We start from the raw sequence: 23,288 nt of genomic DNA, 5'->3' as shown, positions 1-23,288 counted from the left end.
GAGACAAGGTACCTGTCCGCACCAAGATGCAGCAAGGATGGCTGCCGCGTCAGCGATCTTCAGTCGGTTTTCGGGCGGACGGCCAGCATCGCGAGCAGTACGACGGCCGGGACCACCACCACCCAGAGCGGGCTGAGGTTGAGCAGCACCGGCGCCAGGCACAGCACGAGCAGGTCGAAGCCGCGGGCCGGCTGCGAGAACAGGCCGGGCGGGATCGCGCCCATCGGCGACGTGACCAGCGGGCCGGCGTACGACGGGGGCCGGGCCGACGCCTGCCGGACGGCGCCGGAAATGATGCCGGCGGCAACGGCGAAGGAGGCCGACGCGCTGCCGATCGCCGGGAAGGCGCAGGCGGACCAGACGATCGTGAACAGGCCGGGGACGACCGCCATGATCACCCGGAGCTCACGCAGGTCCCAGCCGAGCGCGCGGACCAGACCGGTCGAGCGGCAGGCGGTGCGGAGGCCGTCGAGCATCGGGCGTACGGCGATGAAGCCGGCGATCGCGGCCGCGACGGGGACCAGGATGTGGAAGCCGGCGCCGTGCACGGCGTACGGGACCACGAGCAGCGCGAACGCGACGGCGAGCCGCCGGGGCCAGCGCAGGATCCGGAGGAACTCGCGATGCACGAGCGCGGCGCCCTGCGCACCCCGCCCGCGCCGCGAGTGCACCCGGCCCTTGAGCCGCCAGTGCCGTCCGGCGATCACGTCACCGAGCATGCTGATGTCGAGACTGCTCGCCGCCCCCGCCAGTCCGGCCAGCAACTCCCCACCCGCGATCACACTGATCCGCCCCAGCCGGTCCAACGTCCGCGAGACGAGGAAGACCAGCACAGCGCACACAACGACTGCTACCGCAAACACCAGCAGGGGGACGGCGCCGGACCGATCGTCCTGGATCTGGCCGAACGCGAGCGTCGGGTAGCCGTACTCGTCGACGAACTGCGACGCCAGGACCACGGTGCTGGACTGATCCTCGCGCGGCTGGAAGGCCAGCAGCACCGCCGGCACCACGGCGGCCAGCAGCAGGACATCCGCGACGCGCAACGCCCATCGGCTGCGTCGCGCCGATTGCTGCGCCCACACCGTCGCGACCGCGGCGCAGACCAGCGTCGCGCCGATCAGAACGGCCGCCAGAAGTACGTCGGTCAGCGAGGCTCCGAGAAGGGCCCAGACGAGCGCGCCGACGACGACGCCGAGCACCGCGACAGATCCCATCACCAGCCGGTACGCCGGGCGCAGCAAGGCGGCTCGGTCGACCGGAGTCGCGAGCAGCCAGAAGCCGGTGGCGCGCGACGCCGACACCGGCCCGATCGCGAGCAGCACCCGGAGGGTGATTGCCAGCAGCAACGGTACGGCGATCCACGGCATCCAGTCGGCGAGCTGACCGCACGTCCGCGACGTACAGCCGGACGCGTTCGAGTTCAGGTGCCGGACGACGTTGCCGCCGGTCGCGCCGGCCATCGCGATCGTGAACAGGACCAGGTAGACGTCCTCGAAGATCTCCCAGAACGACCGGTCCGCGTGCTGCCGGCGCGTCGTCCGCATCCACTGCCGCAGCGACCGCGACGACGGGATCGCCCCGAAGTCCGCCGGATCGAACTCGACCGGCCCGTCGGCAGCGCTCATGGCAGCGGAGTGAGCGTGACGACGGAGTCCGCGACCGTCTCGACGAGCGCCGGGTCGTGGCTGGCGAAGAGAATCGCCGTCCCGGACTTCTTCTCCGCGACGAGGCGCTCGGACAGCCACTGCACACCGCCGGTGTCGAGCCGGGCCTCGGGCTCGTCGAGGACCATCAGCTTGCGCGGGCGGACCAGCGCGGTCGCCAGCGCGAGCCGGCGGCGCTGGCCGGACGACAGCGAGCCTGGCAACTGGTCGGCGGCCGGCAGCAGGCCGATGTCGTGCAGCGTGGTGTCCACGAGGTCTTCGGGCGACGCGTTGCCGTGCGCACGGGCGAGCAGGTCGAGATGCTCGGCCGCGGTCAGGTCCGGGAAGAAGTCCAGGTCGTCGAGCAGCGTGGCGACATCCCGGCGAACGGCATCGGCCCGCTCGTCGATCGGCACGCCGTCGAGCAGGATCTTCCCGGCGGCCGGTTCGGCCGCGCCGACGATGCACTTGAGCACGGTCGTCTTGCCGGCGCCGTTCGGCCCGACCAGTGCGATCGCCTGACCGGCGGCCAGTGTGAACGTGAGACCCTCGATCACCGGCCGGTCGCCGTACTTGTGCTGCAGATCCGCCACCGAGAGCCGGGGCGCCGCCTTCTTGCTCACTTCTTGCGGACCAGCGTCAGTCCGTCGCCGATACCGAGCATGATGACGTCCACCCGGTCGTCCTGCGCGACGTGCGCGTTGAACTCCTTGCGGTCGGCGGGCCCGTCCTCGTCGATCACCCGGCCGCCGGCCAGCGTGTTGTCGAACAGCAGCAGCCCGTTCGGCCGGATCAGCGGCAGCACGGTCTCGAAGTACCGGATGTACCAGTCCTTGTCGGCGTCGACGAAGGCCAGGTCGAACTCGCCGTCGAGCCGGGCCGCCGACTCGTGCGCGTCGCCGATCCGCAGGTCGATCTTGCCCGCGACGCCGGCCCGCTCCCAGTACTTGCGGCCGATCGAGGTCCACTCCTCGCTGACGTCCAGGCAGATCAGCTCGCCGTCGTCCGGCAGCCCGCGCGAGATCGCCAGCGCGGAGAACCCGGTGAAGGTCCCGATCTCGACCGCCCGGCGGGCGCCGATCAGCCGGGTCAGCGTGGTCAGCAGGCCGGCCTGGTCAGCGGTGGTCAGCATGCCCGCGGGGCTGCCGAGTTCCTCGGTCTCGGCGCGCAACTCGGTCGCGATCTCGTCCAGCGGCATGCCGTGGGCGAGCATGTACTCGTGCAGTTCCTCGGTCACCGGCACCTGATGGCCCATGGAAATCCAGCCCTCCGTGTATTAGATCGGTCGCCTGTAGTCTCTATGGGTTGTTCGTCGCTCTGACACCCACCCCACCCGAGGGAGCACCCAAGCATGCGCATCGCCGTCGCCGGATCGATCGCGTCCGACATCCTGATGACGTTCCCGGGCCGGTTCAAGGACCAGTTTCTCGAGGAGCAGCTGCACAAGGTCTCCCTGTCGTTCCTGGTCGACGAGCTGGTGGTGCACCGCGGCGGCGTCGGCGCGAACATCTGCTACGGCATGGCCCAGCTCGGGTTCCCGTCGCTGCTCGTCGGCTCGGTGGGCGCCGACTTCGCCGAGTACGGCGCGGCGCTGACGGCGGCCGGCGTGGACATCTCGCACGTCCGCGTCTGCGCGGACGTACACACCGCGCGGTTCACCTGCACGACCGACCTGGACGCGAACCAGATCGCCTCGTTCTACACCGGCGCGATGGCCGAGGCGCGCGAGCTCGACCTCGGCGCGATCCACCAGGCCGCGGGCGGTGTCGACCTGGTGCTGATCGGCGCCGACGACCCGGACGCGATGCTCAAGCACACCGAGCTCGCCAAGCAGCACGGGATCGCCGTCGCGGCCGATCCGTCGCAGCAGCTGGCGCGGATGGACGGCGAGGACATCCGCACGCTCGTCGACGGCGCGGCGTACCTGTTCAGCAACGAGTACGAGGCCGGCCTGCTGGTGCAGAAGACCGGCTGGAGCCACGACGAGATCCTCGAGCGGGTCGGCGTCCGGATCACCACGCACGGCGGCGACGGCGTCGTGATCGAGGACCGCACCGGGATCCTGGCGAAGATCCCGGCCGTCCCCGCGCCGGACCTGGTCGACCCGACCGGCGGCGGCGACGCGTTCCGGGCCGGCTACCTCACCGGTCGCGCCAACGGTCTCGACCACGAGGCGGCCGCGCACCTCGGGTGCACGCTGGCGACCACGGTCCTGGAGACGGTCGGCACCCAGGAGTACAGCCTCGACCACCCGACGTTCCTCGACCGGCTGACCAGCGCGTACGGCGCCGACGCCGCCGCGACCGCGAAGCAGGCGCTCAGGTCCGCCTAACCCAGGCGGGTCAGGACACCCGTCTGGGCGAGCAGCGCGAAGCGGTCCGGGCAGCCCCAGTGCTCGACGATCCGGCCGTCGACCACCCGCGCCTGCTCGAACAACGCCATGTCGATCGGCGCGTTGCTCGGCGGCCCGAAGAACGCCCCGGTCGCCGTACCGCGGGCCCGTCCGCGCGCCCAGACCAGGTCGCCGACGACGACCGAGTCCTCCAGCGTGTAGACGATGTCCGGCATCAGCTCGTGCACCTGCCGGATCGCGGCCTTCACCTGGTCCCGCGCCTGCTCACCCCGCCCGGACAGGCCGAACTGGTGCTCGATCAGGTCGGGCGCACACACCTCGTCGACGATCGCCGCGTTCCCCGTCGCGAACCCCTCGTGCAGGATCCGTTCCAACACCGCCAGCGGTTCCATGATCCCCTCCCGTTGCACTATTGATGCACTCGATGCAGTACTACTGCACTGAACACAGTGATAGTGTGCCGACGTGCCCGAAGCTGTCAAGACCTACCGCCAGGTGCAGGCGGCGGAGACCCGGATCCGGATCGCCCGGGCCGCGCGCCGGCTGTTCGCCGCGCAGGGGTACGGCGCCACGAGCATCGACGCGATCGCCAAGGAGGCCGGCGTCGCGACCCGGACCGTGTACTCGGCGTTCGGCACCAAGCGCGAGATCCTGTCGCTGATCTGCGACCGGTGGCTCCAGGAAGCCGGCGCGATCGAGCGCGCCGAGCAGGTGTTCGCCATCGCGGACCCGGTCGACCGGCTGCGCGGTGCCGCGGGCTGGCTGACGAACCTGTACTCGGCAGGCTTCGACGTCGTCCTGATCTTCGAGGCGGCGACCGACGAGAGCCCCGAGACCAAGGCCTTGCTGCGGTCCAAACTCGCCGGGCGCAACCAGGTCATGGACGCGATGATCGCGTCCCTGACCGACGTCCTGCGGGTGCCGCTGAAGCAGGCGCAGGCCGTTTACCGCGCCCTCGCGGCGCCCGGTGTCTACCAGGAACTCGTCGACGAGTCCGGGTGGACACCGGCCGAGTTCGAGACGTTCGTCGCGGACTCGCTGCAGCGTCAGTTGCTCTGAGAGCGGGCCCACAGACCGCGGACATGGCCGATGTGGCGCCGCATCAGTTGTTCGGCGCCCTCGGCGTCGCCGGCTTCGACGAGGTCGAGCAGGTCGTGGTGCTCGGTGGCCGACGGAACCAGGCGGCCGCTCTCGACCAGCGGGGTCAGACCGAGCAGCCGGGTCTGCGAGCGCAGGTCCGACACCACATCGACGAGCTTCTGGTTGCCGGAGTACGCGAGCAGCGTCACGTGGAAGACCCGATCCGCCTCGATGTACGCGATCAGGTCGCCCGCCTCGGCCGCCACCACGATGTCGTCGGCCAGCCGGCGCAGCCGCGGGTAGTCCTTCGCCGGGATCGCCGGGACCACGTCCCGGATCGTCGGCGGCTCGATGAGCTGCCGGACCGCCGCCACGTTGTCCAGGTCCTCGTCGGACACCTCGGTGACCCGGAAGCCCTTGTTCCGCAGGGAGATCACCAGGCCCTCGCGGACCAGGTCGAGCATCGCCTCGCGGACCGGCGTCGCGGACACGCCGAACCGCGCGCCGAGGGTCGGCGCCGAGTACACCTCACCCGGCTTCAGCTCGCCCGAGATCACCGCCGCCCGGAGCGCATTGGCGACGCTGTCGCGCAGGTTCTCGCGCTGCGCCAGCCGCCGTACGCTCGGCAGCGGCCCGATCGAATCGGCAGCCATGGGTTCACCTCCTGGGTCGCCGCCTATTGTGAAGCACCGGCCGTTGTTTCGACGTCATTGGTGCGAGACGCCACCGCCGATCGACGCGACCAGCTCGGTGAGCCGCTCGAACACCCGGTCCGCGCCGAGGCCGTCGTGCTCGTACTCGTTCGTCACCCAGGCCTGCACGTTGCCGACCCGGCGTGCGGTGTCCAGCTGCAGCCCGGAGTCGACGTACATGTCGTCGAAGTACACCGCGGCCGCCACCGGTACGTCGTTGGCCGCGAGCCGGTCGAGGTCGTACAGCTCGGGCCATCGCGGCCGCTTCGCGAGCAGCTCGACCGCGCCCTGGAACGGCCGCAGGCCACGGATCTCGGCGAACATCCAGGGGTACATCATCTCGCCGGTGAACAGCAGTGGCCGGGCGTCTTCGGCGAACTCGGGGCGCCGTGCCCGCTCCGCCTCGGCCGCCCAGGCCGTCGCGCCCTCGCCGGACCCGTAGATGCTCTCCTGCAGCGCGGCGAACAGCGGGTTGCCGAGGTAGGACGAGAGGCCGAGCGCCTGCCCGAGGAACGTGTCGGACAGCTCATCGCCGTCCAGCGCCTCGTCGATCAGCCAGTGGATGCGCTCGAACCCGGGCTTCATGCCGAAGTCGATACCCAGCGACTGGAAGCGGCGTACCGTCAGGCGATCGCCGTCCGGCAGCCGGACGTCGGATTCGGCCAGCCGGTCCGCGATCCGGCCGACGCGCTCCACGTTGTGCGGGTACCGGCGGTAGAACTCCTGGTTCTTGGCCGCGACGCGCGGATAGGTCCGCCGGTACACCTCGGCCGCGGACGGGTCGATCGAGGCCAGCCCGCCGGTCACGTAGCAGGCGGTGAGGCCCTCGGGCGCCTTCGACAGGTAGGTGAGCGTCAGGAAGCCGCCGTAGCTCTGCCCGAGCGTCGACCACGGCCTGCCGCCGAACACGGTCTTCCGCAGGTGCTCCGCGTCGGCGACGATCGAGTCCGCCCGGAAGCACGCCAGGTAGTCCGCGCCCTCCTCGGCCGTCATCGACGCCATCCGCCGCGCGCTGACCGGCGTACTGCGCCCGGTGCCGCGCTGGTCCAGCAGGACCACCCGGTACTTCTTCAGCGCCTGCCCGATCCACCCGTCGGCCCCGGTCGGCCGCGGTCCCTTCCCACCGGGCCCGCCCTGCAGGAACAGCAAGCAGGGCAGGTCCTCGTCCTTCCGCGTCGGGTCGACCAGCTCCCGCGCGAACACGCTGATCGACTCGCCCGGCCGCTCCCAGTCCAGGGGGACCGAAACGGTGTGCTCCCGGACGTGCATCCGGGGAATCGTGTAGCTGGTCATCCCGCCTCTTTCTGCCTGCGCCTGGCGTCCCACTCCGGATTGATCCGCGGTACGGCGGCCAGCAGCGTCTTCGTGTACTCGTCCTGAGGATCGCCGAAGACCTGGTCCCGCGACCCGCTCTCCACGATTCTGCCCCGGCTCATCACCGCGACCCGCTGCGAGATCTGCCGGACGACGGCCAGGTCGTGCGCGATGAACACGTAGCTGAACCCGCTCTCGCGCTGCAACCGCATCAGCAACTCCAGCACCTGCGCCTGGATCGACACGTCGAGTGCCGACACCGCCTCGTCGCAGATCACCAGCTTCGGGTTCACCGCCAGCGCCCGGGCGATCCCGATCCGCTGCGCCTGGCCGCCGGAGAACTGCGCCGGGTACCGCCGGCAGTGATCCGGGTTCAGCCCGACCCGCTCCATCAGCTCCTGGGTGAACGCCCGCCGGCCGCCCTTGGGCGTGATGCCCTGATACGTCAGCGGCGCGGTGACGATCCGCTCGACCGTGTACCGCGGGTTCAGCGACGAGAACGGATCCTGGAACACCACCTGCACGTTGTTCCGGAACGCCGCGAGGTCCTTGCCGCGGGCGTTCGTCACGTCCTGCCCGTCGAACACGACACTGCCCTTGGTCGGCTCGAGCAGCCGGGCCGCGATCCGCGCGGTCGTGGACTTGCCGCTGCCCGACTCCCCCACGATCGCGAGCGTCTCACCGAGCTCGACCTCGAAGCTCACGTCGTCCACCGCGGTGAACGCCGACTTCCGCGCCATCGCGCCCTCGCCCCGGGTGACGAACTCCTTCGTCACACTCTTCACTTCAAGCAACGTCACGACGCAACCTCGTCATCTATCCGCGGTACGGCGTCCAGCAGCATCCGCGTGTACTCGTGCCGCGGGTCCGAGAACACCTGCTCCGCGGTCCCGTACTCGACCGGATCGCCCGACCGCATCACCAGCACCCGCCGGGCGATCGAGCTGATCACCGCGAGGTCGTGGGTGATGAACATCAGCCCGGCCCCGGTCGTGGCCTGCAGCTCGGCGAGCAACTCCAGGATCTGGGCCTGCACCGTGACGTCGAGCGCGGTCGTAGGCTCGTCCGCGATCAGCAGCGACGGCGAGCAGCACAACGCCATCGCGATCATCACGCGCTGCCGCATGCCGCCGGAGAACTGGTGCGGGTAGTGGTCGATCCGGCGTGCCGCGTCCGGGATGTGCACGCGCTCCAGCGCTTCGATCGCGACCTTCCGGGCCGCGCTGCGCGACCCGCCGCGGTGTGTGCGGTACATCTCGGAGATCTGCAGGCCCACCGTGTAGTACGGGTTCAGCGACGACAACGGGTCCTGGAACACCATCGAGATCGCATTGCCCCGCACGGATCGGAGCTCGCGGTCCGACCGCCCGAGCAGCTCGGCGCCGTCCAGCTTGACGCTTCCCGACGTCCGGGCGCCGCGGGGCAGCAGCCCGAGGACCGCGAGGGCGGTCATCGACTTGCCCGACCCGGACTCGCCGACGATGCCCACCGTCTCGTCCCGGTCGACCGTGAACGAGACGTTCTTCACGACGTCGACCGGTCCGCTGCTGGTCGGCAACGTGACAGTCAGATTGTCGACAACGAACAATGCGTCGCTCATGCCGACACCACCCGGACCCGCGGATCGAGTGCCGTGTACAGCAGGTCGACCACAACGTTGCCGACGACAACGAAGAAGGCGGCGAGCAGGGTCACGGCCATGATCACCGGCTGGTCGTTCTTGGCGATCGAGTCGGCGGCCAGCTTGCCGATCCCGTTCAGGCCGAACACGGTCTCGGTGATCAGCGCGCCGCCGAGCAGACCGGCGAAGTCCATTCCGAAGATCGTGGTGATCGGCGTCAGCGCCGGGCGCAGCGCGTGCCGGCGCATGATCAGCGCGCCGCTCAGCCCCTTCGCCCGCGCGGTCCGGTAGTAGTTCTCGGCCAGCGTGTCGATGACGTTGCTCCGGGTCAGTCGTGCGTACAGACAGGCGTACCCGACGGCCAGCACGACCCACGGCATCAGGTACGACTCGAACCAGACGAGCGGATTGTCCACAAACGACACCGCCGACGGGAACGGCAGCACCTGCAGCTTCACCACCAGCACGTACTGCAGCACCAGCGCGAGCACGTAGTTCGGCACGCTGACGCCGCCGAGCGCGAGGCCCATACCGGTCCGGTCCCACCACGTGCCCTGCTTGACCGCGCTGACCAGACCACCGATCACGCCGGCGAGCAGCCACAGCACCGCGGCGCCGACCGCGACCGTGATGCTCACCGGCAGCCGTGCGGTGAGCATGCTCCACACCGACTCGTTGGTCTGGAAGCTGTACCCGAGACACGGCGCCGAGCAGTGCACCGAGCCGTAGTCGCGGCCCGCGAAGATCCCGCTCAGGAACTCCCAGAACTGCGTCAGCAGCGGCTGATTCAGCCCGAGCACGTCCCGGATCGAGTCGATGCGTTCCGGCGTACACGTCTTGCCGCAGATCATCACCGCCGGATCCGGCGAGAGCTTGAAGAAGATCAGATACGTGAACAGGCAGACGGCCAGCAGGATCACCACGACACCGCCGAGCCGGCCGAGAACGTAGCGCGTCATGCCGCCGCTCCCTGGTCGACGAGGGTACGGATCTTGTCGCCGAGGACCGTCAGCGAGAGCACGGTGAGGAACAGGAACGTGCCGGGGATCGCGAAGAACATCGGGTCCACCGAGTACCAGCTCACCGAGCTCGAGATCATCTGGCCCCAGGACGCGGTCGGCGGTGCGACGCCGACGCCGAGGAAGGACAGGCCGGCCTCGGTGCCGATGAAGCCGGGGATCGCCAGCGTCGTCATCACCACGATCGAGCCGCGCAGGTTCGGCAGGATCTCGCGGAACACCACCTGCGTGTCCTTCGCGCCGGAGGCCCGGGCCGCCTCGACGAACTCGCGGTTCGCCAGCGTCATGGTCTGTCCGCGGATCACCCGCGCCAGGTACGGCCAGCCGAACGCGCTGATCACCACGACCAGCAGCACCGGCCGGTTCCCGGACGGCAGCGACGACAGGATCGCGATCATGAAGATCAGCGCCGGGAACGCCATCAGGAAGTCCATCAGCCGCGAGATCACCTGGTCGACCCAGCCGCGGTAGAACCCGGCGAGCATGCCGAGCACCACGCCGAGAACTCCGGTCAGCAAGGTTGCGGACAACGAGATGGTGATCGATACCCGCGCGCCGTAGACGATCCGGGCGAACAGGTCGCGGCCGTTCTGCGGCTCGACACCGAACCAGTGCGAGCCGCTGATCCCGCCGAGCGCACCGTGCGGCACCCCGCCGAGGTCGGAGTTGATCGCTGCCGAGTCGAACTGGTACGGCCCCCAGCCGCTGATCTTGGTGATCAACGGCGCGGCCACGGCCATCAGCACCACGATCGCCAGGAACACCACGCACGCCAGCGCGCCCTTGTCGCGCGTGATCGTGGTGAGGATCCGGCGGCCCGAGGCAGGCGGTGTCGCCGGGGCCGACGGCCCCGACGACACCGCCTCCTCGACCTCGATCAGGGCCGGGGTGGTGGTCACTTGCCGGCGTCCTTGAGGCCGACGGACACCAGGTCGATGCCGCCGGAGAAGCCGTCGTGCAGGTACGCGCCGCCGATGTTGCTGCCGACCAGCATCAGCACCTTCTCGTAGAGCAGCGGAACGATCGGCGCGAGCTCCATGATCTGCTTGTCCAGTTCGCCGTACGCCGCGTTCGCGGCCTGGACGTCGGTCAGCTTGGCGATCTCGTCGATCTTCGCGTTCACGCCCGCGTCGTTCAGCTGCGCCAGGTTCGTGTTGCCCTTCGGGGTGATGTTGCGGCCGTCGAACAGCGGCGGCAGGAACGTCTGGCCGGACGGCCAGTCCGGGCACCAGCCGGTGATCGCCGCGTCGTGCTGCTGCGACGTCGTCCCGATCACCTCGTAGTACGTCGCGGTGTCGATGGTGTTGATCTTCACGGTGATCTTCAGCGGCTCCAGCGCCTGCTGGATCGCGACGGCCATCGCCTGCATCTTCGGCTGCGCCCGGGTGTCGAGCGTCATCGTGAAGCCGTTGGCGAACCCGGCCTCGGTGAGCAGCTTGCGGGCGCCCTCGACGTCGCCCTTGTGGTCCGGGCTCGGGTACGGGTCGTAGTCCACGCGGCCGGCGATGGTCGGCGGCTGGATGGTGTTCGCGATCTCGGCCAGCGCCGAGCCGCCGTCCGCGTCCCGCACCGTCTGCTTGTTCACCGCGAGGTTGATCGCCTGCCGGACCTTGACGTTGTCCAGCGGCTTCTTCGTGGTGTTCAGGCCCATGTACGTCGTACATCCGCCGAGCCCCGTCATCGTCCGCTGCTTGAGCTGCGGCGTCTGGATCCGGGCGACCGACGCGGCCTGGATCGTACCGGCGATCGCGTCGGCGTCGGTGCCCTGGCCGGCGATCATCCGCTCGTCGATCGTCGCCGGGTCGAGGCCGAACGTCCACTGGAACGCGTCCGGGTTCGCCGTCCGCACGTCGTCGGTCTTCTTGTCCCACTTGTCGTTGCGGACCACCTTGAGCGAGGCGCCCGGCTTGTACTCGGACACCTTGTAGGGCCCCGACGCGATCGGCTTGCTGTCCAGCGCGTTGCCCGCGCCCTGGCCCTTCGGCACCGGCGTGAACGTGTTCTGCGCGACCACGCTGCCGAAGTCCGCGAACGGCTTCTTCAGGTGGAACACGACCGTCTTCGCGTCCGGGGTCTCGATCGTCGCCAGGTCACCGGACTTGTACGGGCCCTGGTACGCCGCGGGCGCCTCGATCAGCTGCTTCGCGTACGGCGAGCCGATGCCGATCTCGGGGTCCCACGCGCGCTCGACGCCCCACTTCACGTCGGCGCTGGTGATCGGCGCGCCGGTCTCGAAGAACAGGCCGTCCTTCAGCGTGAACGTCCAGGTCTTGCCGCCGTCGGACGGCTTACCGGTGTCGGTGGCGAGGTCCGCCACGATCTTGGTGCCCTCGGCACCCGGTGCCGCGCCCTGGGTGGTGAGGGTGCGGTAGATCAGCCGGTAGAAGTTGTTCACGCCGCCGTCGAAACCGCGCGCCGGGTCGAGGTGCGAGAACGCGGCGTTCGCGAGCACCTGGAGCGTCCCGCCCTGCGCGGCCTTGGCGCCGGGCCCGGCGGCCTCGTCCTTGGCACCGGACGCACCGCCGCCGCACGCGGTCAGTGCGAGCGCGGCCGACGCCACGAGCCCCACCAGCATGGAAGTTCTCTTCATCAGTATTCTCTTTCGGTTCGCAGCCATACACGCATGGCCAGGGCCTGACGGTTTCCCCAGAGGAAGTACGGCACCAACGTCACCGGCACTTCGCCGACGGCGGACTCTGCGGGCTGTTGAATGGGCTGTTGAGTGGTCTGTTCGGAGATCACGGGATAAAGCTCGGCAGCCGGCGGATGGGCGACTTTCGCGGTCAGGTCCAGCACGAGATGCTCGTCCTGCTCGCGCACTGTCGCCGCATGCACGGCCGCCGGGCTCAGCAACAGGTCGTCCACCGGTGCCGCCGCATCTTGTTGCTCAACGCAATAAACCAGCGGTCCTCGGGCCACGGCGATCGCTCCCCGAGCCGCATCCACGTACGGATGGACCCCATGCGCCCGAGGCGCCATGGGCAACGTCAACCGCACAACGTCTCCCGCCGCGAACGTCCGCCGAACAACAGCCCATCCGTCCACCTGCTCGCCGGCCGGGGTGATGTTCGCTTCCGTCGCCCACGCCGGAACGCGGAGGGCGATGGTGCGTTCCTCGGGTGGAGCGTTCTCGACGGTGAGGGTGATTTCGCCGTCCCAGGGGTAGTTGGTGCTCACCTTGACGGTGAGGTCGTTCGCGGTGATGCGGGCATCGGCGTAGATGCCGAGGTACAGGACGTTGTCGCGGGCAACTGCCAGGTGGTCCTGGAGTTCGGACATCCAGCGGATGATGTTGGGCGGGCAGCACGGGCAGCCGAACCAGGCGCGGCGGAGGAGTTCGCCGCCGTCCTCGGCGCCGGAGCGCTGCTCGTGGTCCGGCCGGCGCTGCAGCGGGTTGTCGTAGAAGAACGCCGTACCGTCGGCCGAAAGCCCCACGGCGTAGGCGTTGTAGAGCACCGTCTCGTACACGTCCAGGTACTTCGCCCGGCCGGTCGCGCGGAACATCCGCCATGCCCACTGCATCGTCGCGATCGCCGCGCACGTCTCGGCGTACGCCCGCTCGGACGGCAGCTCGTAGCGGTCGCCGATCGCCTCGTCGGAATGCCGGCTGCCGAGCCCGCCGGTGAGGTACAGCTTGGTCGCGACCATGTCGTCCCACAGCCGCTCGAGCGCCGCGAGCAGCGTCGGATCACCCGTCTCCAGGTGCACGTCGGCGGCACCGGCCGCGAGGTACGCCATCCGTACGGCGTGACCGGTGACGGACGGCAGCTCGCGGAACGGCACGTGATCCTGGAAGTACTCCCCCGGGAAGATCGTGTGCTCGAGCTTCCCGCGACCACGCCGGTCGACGAACAGCCGCGCCTGGGTGAGGTAGTCCTCGTCGCCGGTTTCTCGATAAAGCTCGACGAGCGCCATCTCCACCTCGGGATGCCCGTCGACGACCTCCTCCCCGTCGGCGCCGTACGTGCGGACGACGAGATCCGCGAACCGCCGGGCGATTGTCAACAATCGGCCGTCCGACAATCTGCGGTTCGCCGCGACCGCCGCCTGGATCAGGTGGCCGAGGTTGTACAGCTCATGCCCCCAGCCGAGGTCCGACCACGGCTGTTTGGGCTGGTCCGGGTCCTGGAAGTACGAGTTGAGGTAGCCGTCCTCGGCCTGCGCCTGCTCGAGCAGCTCGACGACCTCGTCGTAGAACGCGCGCGCTCCCGCCGGCGCGTCGTCGCGGCCGACTTCGTAGGCGAGCCCTTCGAGGGTCTTGTAGAGATCCGTGTCCAGGAACGGATACCGCCCGCGGTAGGGCCCGACCGAGGGATCGGCCAGCCGGCGCAGATTCTCCAGGTTCCCGGCCTTGCGCAGCTCGGCGATCGCATGCGGGATCGTCGCGCGCCGGTTCCGCTCCTGCCAGCCGTGCAGCAGTCCACCCGTCAGCTGCGCGTCCAGCTCTGTACCGTGTGACATTGCACAGACCTTAAGTGCAATGTCACACCTTGCCAACCCCTCCCGGAAGACGTTTACACGCCGGAAACGAATCACGCCGTCGTCGCCCAGTGGCCCCGTGTAGCGCGATCGTGGTCTCCGTGACCGCCCCGCAGCTCGATCTCCACCGCCAGCCACCCCAGCGCGCCGGCAACCTGTTGCGCGTCACCGCGGCGGTCGCGGCCCTGTCGGTGCCGCTGGCCATTGCGTCGTACGTGCTACAGGTCGCGACCGGCGCCGGTCGATGCAGGCCCTGGCCGGAATGTGAGGAACTCATCCTTCCCGAGGTCCGGACCGCGTTCGTCCTCAGCACGACAGCCGCCGCCGAGTTCGTGCTGATCGGCTGCTTCCTCGGACTGGCGATGGCACGCGGCGGCGTCAAGCGGGACGCTGCGCGGCACACATTCCGCACCGCGATCGGCGTCGTCGTCCTCGCCGTCGCCGGCCTCACAGGCTGGCTCGAAGCGCCCACCAACCACCCCGGCGAGACTTCAGTAGGACCCTGCTACCTGATCCTGCTCAGCCTGTGGCTGCTCGCTCCGCTCGTTCTGTACGGCGTCCATCGCGGCGACCGAGGTGCGCCGATACCGGTAGCACTCGCGCTGCTCCCAACTGCGTTCGTCAGCATCGGCGGTCTCCCGAAGGTCCCGCTCGCCGGACTACCGCCTGCCATGCTCCTGATCACCGCCATCACCGTCACGATCGTCCGACGCCGGGAGGCGCTCCAGTGACCACCACGCGCCTCAATCTTCGCCGCCCGGCATCCAAACGCGCGGGCAACCTGTTCCGTGTCACCGCCGCGGTGAGCTTCCTGTCGCTTCCACTCCTCTGGGTCGTGTACCTGTTGTATCCGCTGCCACAGCTGGACTCCTGCCGACGCGTCGAAGGCGGTGAGCCGTGTCCGCCCAGTATCGACCGCGTCGGACGATCCTTCGACGAACTGGACCTCTTCCTGGCGACCGTGGGCGTGGAGCTCATAGCCATCGGCTGCTACCTCGCGCTCGCCGCAGCCCGCGGGTCCCTCGGGTGGCGCACCGGCCTCCGCTGGTCACCGGTCGCGGTCGCCGTCGTCGCTCTCGCGGTCGGCGGCTTCGGCTGGCTGATGGACGACGGCGATCTGAACGGCGTCGAATCCGTCAGGCTCGGCTTCCTGCTCCTCCTCGCACTGTGGCTCCTCACCCCGCTGGTCCTGTACTGCGTGTACCGGGGCGACCGGCATGCGGCGGTTCCCGTAGCGGTCGGCCTTGCGCCGACCGCGGCGACCAATGCGCTGGTGATCCCGGACGATCCAGTGGCCGCGCTGCCGGCCGTCATGCTCGCCGCCGGCGTTCTCACCCTCCTGGTCGTGCGCAGACGCCAGTAGCTCAGAGGCGCGGATCCACCGGTTCCGATTCGAGGGCGAGGACGGCGAAGACGCACTCGTGGACGCGCCACAGCGGTTCGCCGCGGGCGGCACGGTCCAGTGCCTCCAGGCCGAGGGCGTATTCGCGAAGCGCCAGGGACCGTTTGTGGCCGAGGTTGCGGTCGCGGAGCCGGGCGAAGTTCGCCGGCTCGGTGTAGTCGGGCCCGTAGATGAGCCGCAGGTACTCCTGCCCGCGCACCTTCAGCCCCGGCTGGGCAAGCCCCTTCGCAGTGCGGGTCAGATTCGCCGCAGGCTTCACAACCATGCCCTCTCCCCCGGCACCGGTCAGTTCCTCCCACCACCTGATCCCGGCGTCCCAGGCGCCGCTGTCCACGAACAGCCGGCGCGTCGGCGTGATCAGCTCCGGGCCGGCGGCAACCATCCGGTCCGCGATCCCGAGGTGCCACACATGCGGCCGGTCCTGGTACGTCGCGCCGTCGGACGCGAGCACCTGGAACGGCGCCAGCCGGACGCCGTCGAGCCCGTCGGTCGGCCAACAATACCGCCGGTACGCCGCGGTGAACCGCTCCGCGTTCGCCGTCCGCCGCTCGGCCGACGCCAGCAGCTCGTCGACGTCGAGCCCGGCCGCCTGAGCGGAGCGCAGCGCAGCAGTTGCGGCCGGCAACGACGTACGAGCGGCCGCGCCGACGGCGGCGTACTGGTTCCGGAGCAGGTCCTCGGCCTTCGCGCTCCACGGGAGCAGCTCGGCGTCGAGCAGCAGCCACGACGTGTCCAGCTCGTCGAACAGCCCGGCCCGCGCGGCGACCGCGCGCAGGCGCAGCAGCAGCTCGTCGGTCAGCGAGGAGTCGAAGAACGATCGCCCGGTGCGCGTGTGGATCGCGCCCCGACCGGAGAGGCCGAATCGTTTCCCGGCCACGTCGTCGTCCCTCGTGAGCAGCACGACCGCTCGCGAACCCATGTGCTTCTCCTCGCACACCAGTTCGGTGACGCCCTGCGCCTGGTAGGTCTCGAACGCCTGCCGCGGATGTTCCAGCAGCCCCGGCTCCGGCGACGTCGCGACCGGGCTCATCGTCGGCGGCAGGTACAGCAGGAACCGCGGGTCGATCGCGAACCGGCTCATCACCTCCAGCGCCGCGCCGGCCTGCTCGGCCCGGATGCTCAGTCGCCCGTGCGACGCGGTCTCGATCACCCGGCGACCCGTGACGTCGGTCAGCTCGAGGACATCGGGTTCGCGTGACGGTGCCGTTGCCACGTGCAACGGTTTCGCCGGGGCGTAGTACTCCTGGGCTGCCCGCACCGACACCAGCTCCCGCTCCGGGTAGCGCAGCGCGGTCAGCGAGCCGCCGAACACGCAGCCGGTGTCGAGACAGATCGTGTTGTTGATCCACTCCGGCTCCGGCGTCGGGGTGTGGCCGTAGACGACCGTCGCCCGACCGCGGTAGTCGTTCGCCCACGGGTAGCGCACCGGCAGCCCGAACTCGTCGGTCTCGCCGGTCGTCTCGCCGTACAGGCAGAACGAGCGGACGCGACCGCTTGTCCGGCCGTGCATCCGCTCGACCAGGCCGGCGTGCGACACGACCAGCTTGCCGCCGTCGAACACGTAGTGCGAGATCAGCCCGTCGATGAACGTCGCCACCTCGTCGCGGAACTCCTGAGACTCCAAGGCGAGCTGCTCGAGCGTTGTCTCCAGGCCGTGGCTGATCTTCACGTTCTTGCCCCGCAGTGCCCGCAGCAGCTTGTCCTCGTGGTTGCCGGGAACGCAGTACGCGTTGCCGCTGGCAACCATCCCCATGACGAGCCGCAGCACGCCGGGGCTGTCCGGGCCGCGGTCGACGAGGTCGCCGACGAAGACCGCTCGGCGGTCCGGGTGGACGGCGTCGACCGGGCGGCCGGCGTCGTCGCGGGTGAGCGTGTAGCCCAGGTCGGTGAGCAGCTGCTCGAGCTCGGGGAGACAGCCGTGCACGTCACCGATGACGTCGAACGGGCCGGTCCGATCCGTGAGGTCGTTGTACAGCCGGGTGCGTTCGATGCTGACGGCATCGATCTCCTCGACGCTGTTCAGCACGTGGACGGTACGAAATCCCTCGCGCTTGAGGCTGCGCAGCCCGCGCTTCAGCTGCGACCGCTGCCGGGTGATCACCTTGGACCCGAACTGCCGGTCCGGCCGCTGCTCGTTGCGCTCCACGCACACGCGCTCCGGCGGGTCCAGCACGATCGCGACCGGGAGTACGTCGTACTCGCGGGCCAGGTTCACCAGCTCCTTGCGGGCGTCCGGCTGGACGTTGGTGGCGTCGATGACCGTCAGCCGCCCGGCCGCGAGCCGCTTGCCCGCGATGAAGTTGAGCACCTCGAAGGCGTCCTTCGTCGCGGCCTGGTCGTTCTCGTCGTCGGACACCAGACCGCGGCAGAAGTCGCTCGAGATCACCTCGGTCGGCAGGAAGTGCTTGCGTGCGAACGTCGACTTGCCGGAGCCGCTCGCGCCGACAAGAACCACGAGGGACAGCGCAGGTACGTCGATGGTCATCGCGCCTCCTCCCGCCGGAACAGTGCGAGCTGCGTGGGCGGACCCACCTCAGGGTCCACCGCACCGACGGGGCGGAACTCGACTGTGTAGCCGTACCGGTCAGCCACCTCGCCGGCCCACGCGCCGAACTCCGGGCGGGTCCATTCGAAGCGGTGGTCGGGGTGGCGGAAGATACCTGCCGGCAGGGACGGGAAGCGCACGTTGTACTCGCTGTTCGGGGTGGTGACGACGACTGCGGCGGGACAGGCGGTCCGGAAGACCGCATGGGCCAGAGCGGGCAGCCGCGGCGGGTCGACATGTTCGACCACCTCCATCAGCACGACCGCGTCGAGCCCGGCGAGTCGCTCGTCGGCGTACGTCACCGACGACTGCAGGAACGTCAGCCGGTCCCGCTGGCGGTCGGGCAGGTCGTCGTAGTGCAACCGCCGCTTCGCCGCGACCAGCGCCCGCGCCGACACGTCGGTCGCGATCACCTCGCCGATCATCGGATCCTTCAGCAGCTCGCCGGCGAGCGCGCCCTCGCCGCAGCCGATGTCGGCGATCCGGCGGGCGCCGAGTTCGCGCAGGACGCCGGCCACCGTCGTCCGCCGTTCGACGGCCAGCGACACCGAGCCCTCGTCCGTCGTTTCGTCGGCCAACTCGAGGCCGTCCGCCTCGGCGAGCCGCTCCAGCGCGGCATCGGCCAGGTACCGGCGGTGCGCGAGGTAGCGATGCGAGATCAGGTCCTTGTCCGGATGTGCGGCCAGCCAGCCCTCGCCGGCGCGGACGAGCTTGTCGACCTCGTCCGATCCGACCCAGTAGTGCTTGGCGTCGTCGAGCACCGGCAGCATCACGTACAGGTGATTGAGCGCGTCGGCCAGCCGCAGTACGCCGGTCAGCCGCAGGTCGACGTACCGCGAATCACCCCAGGCCGGGATCTCCGGGTCGAGCGGCACCGGGCGCGCGTCGACGGTCCAGCCGAGCGGCGCGAACAGGCGCTCGGCGAGCTCGGCGCCGCCGTTGCAGGGCAGTGCGGGGACGTGGACGTCCAGCGGGATCGGCCGCGTGGCGAGCTCCGGGCGGGCGTCGCAGCGGCCGTTCATCGCTGTCCGGAAGAGCTTCCCGAGCGCGACGGCGAGCAGGCTCGAGGCGGCGTACGGCCGGTCGTTCACGTACTGGCCGAGCGTGAATCCTTCGGCGGCCTTGCCGCGGCCGGACCTCACCAGGCCGATCGGGTCGATCTCGAGCAGCACCGCCGCCGTGCACCGCTCGTCGGTCGCCTCGGGGTAGAAGACATGCGCCGAGCCGCCGGTGACGTCGATCGCCTGCGGGCGTGCGGGGTTCTTGTGCAACAGGAACCCGAAATCGCTCGCGGGCGCGCCTGCTCCGGCCAGATCGGTGCCAAGTGTCAGGAACACCTGAGGTATTCGATCACGTGTCGCAGTTCGAGACACGCGGATTAGGGGCTGGCGTGTTCGCTGGAATGGTTCTAGCTTGTGGTGAGAAGATGAGTCGCTACAGACCGTCCTTCCCCGCTGACAGTCGGTAATTGTCCCCGGTTTGTGGCGAGAATTCACTGCGCCTGACGGGGAAAGGATCATGGCAACTTTGTCACGCCACACGGGGTGTCGCCGGTGAAACCCCAGACGTTCGAACTCGTCCGTTACACCGACATCAGCGGGGTTTCCGGAACCGGCGTCGTCGCCGAAGGCTGCGTGTTCACCGACGGCTCGGTGGCACTGCGCTGGCACGGCGCGAACCCCTCGACCGCCGTCTGGCCGGACCTCGACTCGATCCTCGCGGTCCACGGCCACAGCGGCGCCACCGTCGTGCGCTGGCTGGACGTCTCCGAGATGGAGCCCGTCCCCGGCACGGACCTGCTGCCCGGCGAACTCACGCACATCCTTGCCACCGGCCGCCGGTCCCACCAGCCGCCGGCGGTCGCCTCCGCCTGACGCTTCGCCCTACGGCGTGAGGCCGGTGAGGGCGAAGAACTCGGCACGGGAGCTGGGGTTGTTCCGGAGAGTGCCGTGGAGCGCCGAGGTGACAGTGCGCGAGCCGGCCGCCCGGACGCCGCGCAGCGACATGCACTGGTGCTCGGCCTCGATCACGACACCGACGCCCTTCGGCGACAGGTGGTCCTGCAGCCAGTCCGCGACCTGCTTGGTGAGGCGCTCCTGCACCTGGAAGTCGCGCGCGAACAGCTCCACCACCCGGGCCAGCTTGGACAGCCCGAGGATCCGGTCGCCGGGCAGGTACCCGACGTGGGCGACGCCTTGGAACGGCAGCAGGTGGTGCTCGCACAGCGACTGCACCGGGATGTCCTTGGCCAGGACGAGCTCGTCGTACCCCTCGTCGTTCGGGAACGTGGTGAGCTCGAACTCCCGCGGCGTCAGCATCTCCGCATACGCGTTCGCGACCCGGCGCGGGGTGTCCGCGAGGTGCGCGCTGTGCGGGTCCCGCCCGAGCGCGGTCAGCAGGTCCGCCACGGCACGCTGCGCGGCGGGAAGGTCGATCTCCTCCCGGCGCGCGACGATATGGAGGGGGACGGACTCGAGGTCGGCCGAGATCGCCATCTGCACACTCCCTGAAGTATCAGCGAACTGACATCATACTGTTACGCCAACCAGAGTTGTCGATAGAATCATCCCGTGGACATGTCCTGGGACGCCTCGGTGCAGGCGGTCGCCGTCCTGGAGGAGCCGACCCGCCGCCGGCTCTACGAGTACGTCGTCGGCCGGCCGGAGCCGGTGAGCCGGGACGACGCCGCGAGCGCGCTCGGCATCCCGCGGACCACGGCCGCGTTCCACCTCGACCGGCTCACCGAGGAGGGTCTGCTCGACACCTGCTACGAACGCCGCACCGGTCGCACCGGCCCGGGGGCCGGCCGCCCCGCGAAGCTGTACCACCGCTCGGACCGCGAGATCGAGATCAGCCTCCCCGAGCGCCAGTACGCCGTGGCCGGCCAGCTTCTCGCCGCGGCCATCCAGGACGCCGAGTCCACCGGCGTGACACCCCGCGAGGCGGTCAACCGCCGCGCCCACGAGTACGGCGAGACGCTCGGCCGGGCCGTCCGCGACCGCGACGGCTTACTGCAGGTGCTCGAGACCTACGGTTTCGAGCCCCGGCCCGACGCCGACGGGATCGCACTGGCGAACTGCCCGTTCCGCCGGCTGGCGAAGGACCACCCGCAACTTGTCTGCGGCATGAATCTGCACCTGGTCGCGGGCCTGTTGACCACTGTGGATGCCCCGCTCCAGGCGGAGCTCGCCCCGCGCGCCGGCCACTGCTGCGTGCGGATCGCCGGACCTCCGCCACTCACCAACTCCGCCGACGACACGGTTTCGAGCGACAGCTGAGCGTGCCGCGCCCTCGCGGTGGACGGTTGGTGGGTGATGGACGTCCGCAAACTAAGCTCACGGCGTGGCAAAGAAGCAGAGTCAAGGCACGCCGACGACGGTGGCGCTGACCAAGGCGAAGGTCGAGTTCACGACGCATGCCTACGAGCACGACCCGGCCGCGAAGTCGTACGGGCTGGAGGCCGCCGAAGCACTCGGGCTGGCGCCGGAGCAGGTGTTCAAGACGCTGCTCGTCGAGGTCGACGGGAAACTCACCGTCGGCGTCGTCCCGGTCGCCAAGCAGCTCGACCTGAAGGCGATCGCGGCCGCGGCGGGCGGCAAGAAGGCGGTGATGGCCGACCCGGCCGCCGCCGAGCGCACCACCGGCTACGTCGTCGGCGGGATCAGCCCGATCGGCCAGAAGCGCGCCCTGCCCACGGTCGTCGACAGCACCGCCACCGACCACCCGACGGTCTACGTGTCGGGTGGCCGGCGCGGCCTCGACATCGGCCTGTCCCCTGCCGACCTGATCACCGTGACCAAGGCGCGGACGGCGGCTATCGCCAGATAGAGCCGAGCCGGCAGATGGTGACTCGCTCGACGACCGCGCGCCCTTCGGCGATCAGCTCCAACTCCGAGGGGCGAACGTTGTAGCTCTGGTAGACCGCCCCGTCGTTCCCGAAGACGTCCAGCTGGTCACGGTCGACCAGCAGGTGCAGCGTGATCCTGCCGTCGACCGGCCGCAGTTTTGCCCCGTCGAGCGTCTGCTGCTCGCCGTCGTACACGATGTCCCGACCGGTCTTGACGATCAACCTGCGTGCGTCCCGGACATCGATTGTTGCCTCGAGCTCGTAGGTGTCCGTCGCCGGAAGCTGGTGTGTGCCGTCCTCGACCGTGAGGTTCTCAAAGGTCTGCGCCTCGCCGCGGAGGAGTGCGAGTTCGGGGATCGGCGTGCTGAACACGCGCAGACCGTCGTCGGTACGGCGGAGCGTGAGGTCGACCGGGAAGGACGCGTTGCCGGTCCAGATCGAGCCCTTGTTCTCGCCCTGCCACGCCATCGAGACGATCCGGTCGTCCGGCAGGTTCTCGAACGTCAGCCCGGCGTAGTACCCGCCGCCGGCGTAGGTCTCGGTCTGGTTGATCTTCTGCGGAGCCGTCCAGTCGGTGTGGAACGCCGTACCGTCCCAGTCCCCGACCAAGTAGTTGCCGCCGCCGTCGTGCAGGACCCAGCGGTGGCCGCCGTCGATCGGCATCCGGATCATGTTCGGGCACTCGAACAGCCACTCGGCCGGGTACCGGGAGCCGAATGTCCAGTCGAGCAGGTTCGCCGAGGTGTAGAAGTCGGCGCCGTTGCCGCCCTCGTCCGACCACACGACCATGCCCCAGTGTCCGGACACCGGATCCCGGAACACTTTCGGGTCGCGGCTGGTGCCGCCCGGTGTCACGACTCTCTTGCCGTCGGCGTACGCCGTGAACGTAGCGCCGCCGTCCAGGCTGTAGAACACCGTGACGCCGTTCGTTCCGGAGTAGACGACGATCGGGTCGTCGTCGCCGGCCTTCAGGCCGCTCGCGTTGCCGGTGTCGACGACGCCGCCGCCGGACCACAGGTCGCCGGGGTGGGTCTTCGGGTCGAGCGCGATCGGCTGCTGCGTCCAGTGCACGAGGTCGGTGCTCGTCGCATGCCCCCAGTGCATCGTGTCCCACACCAGGCTGAACGGATTGTGCTGGTAGTAGAGGTGGTACGCGCCGCGGTAGTACAGCGGCGCGTTCACGTCGTTCATCCAGCCGGCGCGGGTGCTGAAATGGAACTGCCCGCGGGCGTCTTCCTGGTAGTTCGTCTCCGGGTACGGAAAGTCCGTCATGAGTCAATGAGATCATCT

Annotated in this window: 23 protein-coding genes; 7 read left to right on the top strand and 16 right to left on the bottom strand. The window is 69.6% G+C overall.

Translation table 11 applies throughout. The annotated features are described in order from the left end of the window. Window positions 1-59: 59 nt before the first annotated feature. Genes AB0I12_RS22355 through AB0I12_RS22345 form a run of 3 tightly spaced genes read right to left on the bottom strand, consistent with a single transcriptional unit; the run spans window position 60 to window position 2,901 of the window. The gene (locus tag AB0I12_RS22355) at window positions 60-1,628 is read right to left on the bottom strand and encodes a DUF6297 family protein (protein ID WP_359932839.1); all 1,569 of its coding nucleotides are present in this window, start codon (window positions 1,626-1,628) and stop codon (window positions 60-62) included. Further along, window positions 1,625-2,269: an ABC transporter ATP-binding protein gene (locus tag AB0I12_RS22350; protein ID WP_359932836.1), complete on the bottom strand. Its 645-nt coding sequence runs from the start codon at window positions 2,267-2,269 to the stop codon at window positions 1,625-1,627. Before AB0I12_RS22350 ends, AB0I12_RS22355 begins: the two co-directional genes overlap by 4 nt. Continuing rightward, window positions 2,266-2,901: a class I SAM-dependent methyltransferase gene (locus tag AB0I12_RS22345; protein ID WP_359932833.1), complete on the bottom strand. Its 636-nt coding sequence runs from the start codon at window positions 2,899-2,901 to the stop codon at window positions 2,266-2,268. Before AB0I12_RS22345 ends, AB0I12_RS22350 begins: the two co-directional genes overlap by 4 nt. Before the next feature lie 96 nt (window positions 2,902-2,997). Here AB0I12_RS22345 and AB0I12_RS22340 point away from each other — a divergent pair, with 96 nt between their 5' ends. Next, window positions 2,998-3,978, top strand: coding sequence for a carbohydrate kinase family protein (locus AB0I12_RS22340; protein ID WP_359932830.1), 981 nt, complete (start codon window positions 2,998-3,000; stop codon window positions 3,976-3,978). On the opposite strand, the gene AB0I12_RS22335 is transcribed toward AB0I12_RS22340, so the two are convergent. Continuing rightward, window positions 3,975-4,391 (bottom strand): ester cyclase, encoded by a 417-nt coding sequence (locus AB0I12_RS22335; RefSeq protein WP_355688603.1) that lies wholly within the window; start codon window positions 4,389-4,391, stop codon window positions 3,975-3,977. The two genes, AB0I12_RS22340 and AB0I12_RS22335, sit on opposite strands and share 4 nt — an antisense overlap. A gap of 73 nt (window positions 4,392-4,464) precedes the next feature. Between AB0I12_RS22335 and AB0I12_RS22330 the strand changes: the two genes are divergently transcribed. Beyond that, a complete protein-coding gene (locus tag AB0I12_RS22330; protein ID WP_359932827.1) occupies window positions 4,465-5,058 on the top strand; it encodes a TetR/AcrR family transcriptional regulator in 594 nt (197 codons plus the stop codon). Here the strand turns inward: AB0I12_RS22330 and AB0I12_RS22325 are convergent. Genes AB0I12_RS22325 through AB0I12_RS22290 form a run of 8 tightly spaced genes read right to left on the bottom strand, consistent with a single transcriptional unit; the run spans window position 5,046 to window position 14,186 of the window. After that, a complete protein-coding gene (locus AB0I12_RS22325) occupies window positions 5,046-5,732 on the bottom strand; it encodes a GntR family transcriptional regulator (protein ID WP_355484395.1) in 687 nt (228 codons plus the stop codon). The two genes, AB0I12_RS22330 and AB0I12_RS22325, sit on opposite strands and share 13 nt — an antisense overlap. A gap of 54 nt (window positions 5,733-5,786) precedes the next feature. Beyond that, the gene (locus tag AB0I12_RS22320) at window positions 5,787-7,064 is read right to left on the bottom strand and encodes an alpha/beta fold hydrolase (RefSeq protein ID WP_359932823.1); all 1,278 of its coding nucleotides are present in this window, start codon (window positions 7,062-7,064) and stop codon (window positions 5,787-5,789) included. Beyond that, a complete protein-coding gene (locus AB0I12_RS22315) occupies window positions 7,061-7,885 on the bottom strand; it encodes an ATP-binding cassette domain-containing protein (RefSeq protein ID WP_359932820.1) in 825 nt (274 codons plus the stop codon). The genes AB0I12_RS22320 and AB0I12_RS22315 overlap by 4 nt, the downstream gene beginning before the upstream one ends. Then, window positions 7,882-8,685: an ABC transporter ATP-binding protein gene (locus tag AB0I12_RS22310; protein ID WP_359932818.1), complete on the bottom strand. Its 804-nt coding sequence runs from the start codon at window positions 8,683-8,685 to the stop codon at window positions 7,882-7,884. The genes AB0I12_RS22315 and AB0I12_RS22310 overlap by 4 nt, the downstream gene beginning before the upstream one ends. Next, window positions 8,682-9,665: an ABC transporter permease gene (locus tag AB0I12_RS22305; protein ID WP_359932815.1), complete on the bottom strand. Its 984-nt coding sequence runs from the start codon at window positions 9,663-9,665 to the stop codon at window positions 8,682-8,684. The genes AB0I12_RS22310 and AB0I12_RS22305 overlap by 4 nt, the downstream gene beginning before the upstream one ends. Continuing rightward, the gene (locus AB0I12_RS22300) at window positions 9,662-10,624 is read right to left on the bottom strand and encodes an ABC transporter permease (protein WP_359932812.1); all 963 of its coding nucleotides are present in this window, start codon (window positions 10,622-10,624) and stop codon (window positions 9,662-9,664) included. The genes AB0I12_RS22305 and AB0I12_RS22300 overlap by 4 nt, the downstream gene beginning before the upstream one ends. Next, a complete protein-coding gene (locus tag AB0I12_RS22295) occupies window positions 10,621-12,315 on the bottom strand; it encodes an ABC transporter substrate-binding protein (RefSeq protein WP_359932810.1) in 1,695 nt (564 codons plus the stop codon). The genes AB0I12_RS22300 and AB0I12_RS22295 overlap by 4 nt, the downstream gene beginning before the upstream one ends. Then, complete coding sequence (locus AB0I12_RS22290) at window positions 12,315-14,186, bottom strand: beta-L-arabinofuranosidase domain-containing protein (RefSeq protein WP_359932807.1); 1,872 nt, start codon at window positions 14,184-14,186, stop codon at window positions 12,315-12,317. The genes AB0I12_RS22295 and AB0I12_RS22290 overlap by 1 nt, the downstream gene beginning before the upstream one ends. A 119-nt stretch (window positions 14,187-14,305) precedes the next feature. Here AB0I12_RS22290 and AB0I12_RS22285 point away from each other — a divergent pair, with 119 nt between their 5' ends. Beyond that, entirely contained in the window at window positions 14,306-14,935 is a 630-nt protein-coding gene (locus AB0I12_RS22285; RefSeq protein WP_359932804.1) for a hypothetical protein, read from the top strand. Continuing rightward, the gene (locus AB0I12_RS22280) at window positions 14,932-15,567 is read left to right on the top strand and encodes a hypothetical protein (RefSeq protein WP_359932801.1); all 636 of its coding nucleotides are present in this window, start codon (window positions 14,932-14,934) and stop codon (window positions 15,565-15,567) included. Before AB0I12_RS22285 ends, AB0I12_RS22280 begins: the two co-directional genes overlap by 4 nt. Window position 15,568: 1 nt before the next feature. On the opposite strand, the gene AB0I12_RS22275 is transcribed toward AB0I12_RS22280, so the two are convergent. Next, the gene (locus AB0I12_RS22275) at window positions 15,569-18,091 is read right to left on the bottom strand and encodes a polynucleotide kinase-phosphatase (RefSeq protein WP_359932798.1); all 2,523 of its coding nucleotides are present in this window, start codon (window positions 18,089-18,091) and stop codon (window positions 15,569-15,571) included. After that, entirely contained in the window at window positions 18,088-19,488 is a 1,401-nt protein-coding gene (locus tag AB0I12_RS22270; RefSeq protein ID WP_359932795.1) for a 3' terminal RNA ribose 2'-O-methyltransferase Hen1, read from the bottom strand. The genes AB0I12_RS22275 and AB0I12_RS22270 overlap by 4 nt, the downstream gene beginning before the upstream one ends. A 216-nt stretch (window positions 19,489-19,704) precedes the next feature. Here AB0I12_RS22270 and AB0I12_RS22265 point away from each other — a divergent pair, with 216 nt between their 5' ends. Then, window positions 19,705-20,025, top strand: a complete 321-nt coding sequence (locus tag AB0I12_RS22265; protein ID WP_359932792.1) for a hypothetical protein — start codon at window positions 19,705-19,707, stop codon at window positions 20,023-20,025. A gap of 9 nt (window positions 20,026-20,034) precedes the next feature. Here AB0I12_RS22265 and folE read toward each other — a convergent pair whose 3' ends face one another. Next, window positions 20,035-20,646: a GTP cyclohydrolase I FolE gene (gene folE, locus AB0I12_RS22260; protein WP_359932789.1), complete on the bottom strand. Its 612-nt coding sequence runs from the start codon at window positions 20,644-20,646 to the stop codon at window positions 20,035-20,037. Window positions 20,647-20,727: 81 nt separating this feature from the next. Here folE and AB0I12_RS22255 point away from each other — a divergent pair, with 81 nt between their 5' ends. Beyond that, window positions 20,728-21,429 (top strand): helix-turn-helix domain-containing protein, encoded by a 702-nt coding sequence (locus AB0I12_RS22255; protein ID WP_359933117.1) that lies wholly within the window; start codon window positions 20,728-20,730, stop codon window positions 21,427-21,429. Between the two features lie 64 nt (window positions 21,430-21,493). Then, window positions 21,494-21,979: a Cys-tRNA(Pro) deacylase gene (gene ybaK / locus AB0I12_RS22250; protein WP_359932786.1), complete on the top strand. Its 486-nt coding sequence runs from the start codon at window positions 21,494-21,496 to the stop codon at window positions 21,977-21,979. Here ybaK and AB0I12_RS22245 read toward each other — a convergent pair. Then, window positions 21,966-23,270 (bottom strand): glycoside hydrolase family 32 protein, encoded by a 1,305-nt coding sequence (locus tag AB0I12_RS22245; RefSeq protein WP_359932783.1) that lies wholly within the window; start codon window positions 23,268-23,270, stop codon window positions 21,966-21,968. The genes ybaK and AB0I12_RS22245 overlap by 14 nt on opposite strands. Window positions 23,271-23,288: the final 18 nt, after the last annotated feature.

The sequence above is a fragment of the Kribbella sp. NPDC050459 genome, assembly GCF_040655315.1.
In the GTDB taxonomy this organism is placed as follows: Bacteria; Actinomycetota; Actinomycetes; order Propionibacteriales; family Kribbellaceae; genus Kribbella.
The sequence above is the reverse complement of the archived record's forward strand: the minus strand, read 5'-3'. Positions and strand labels throughout refer to the sequence as shown.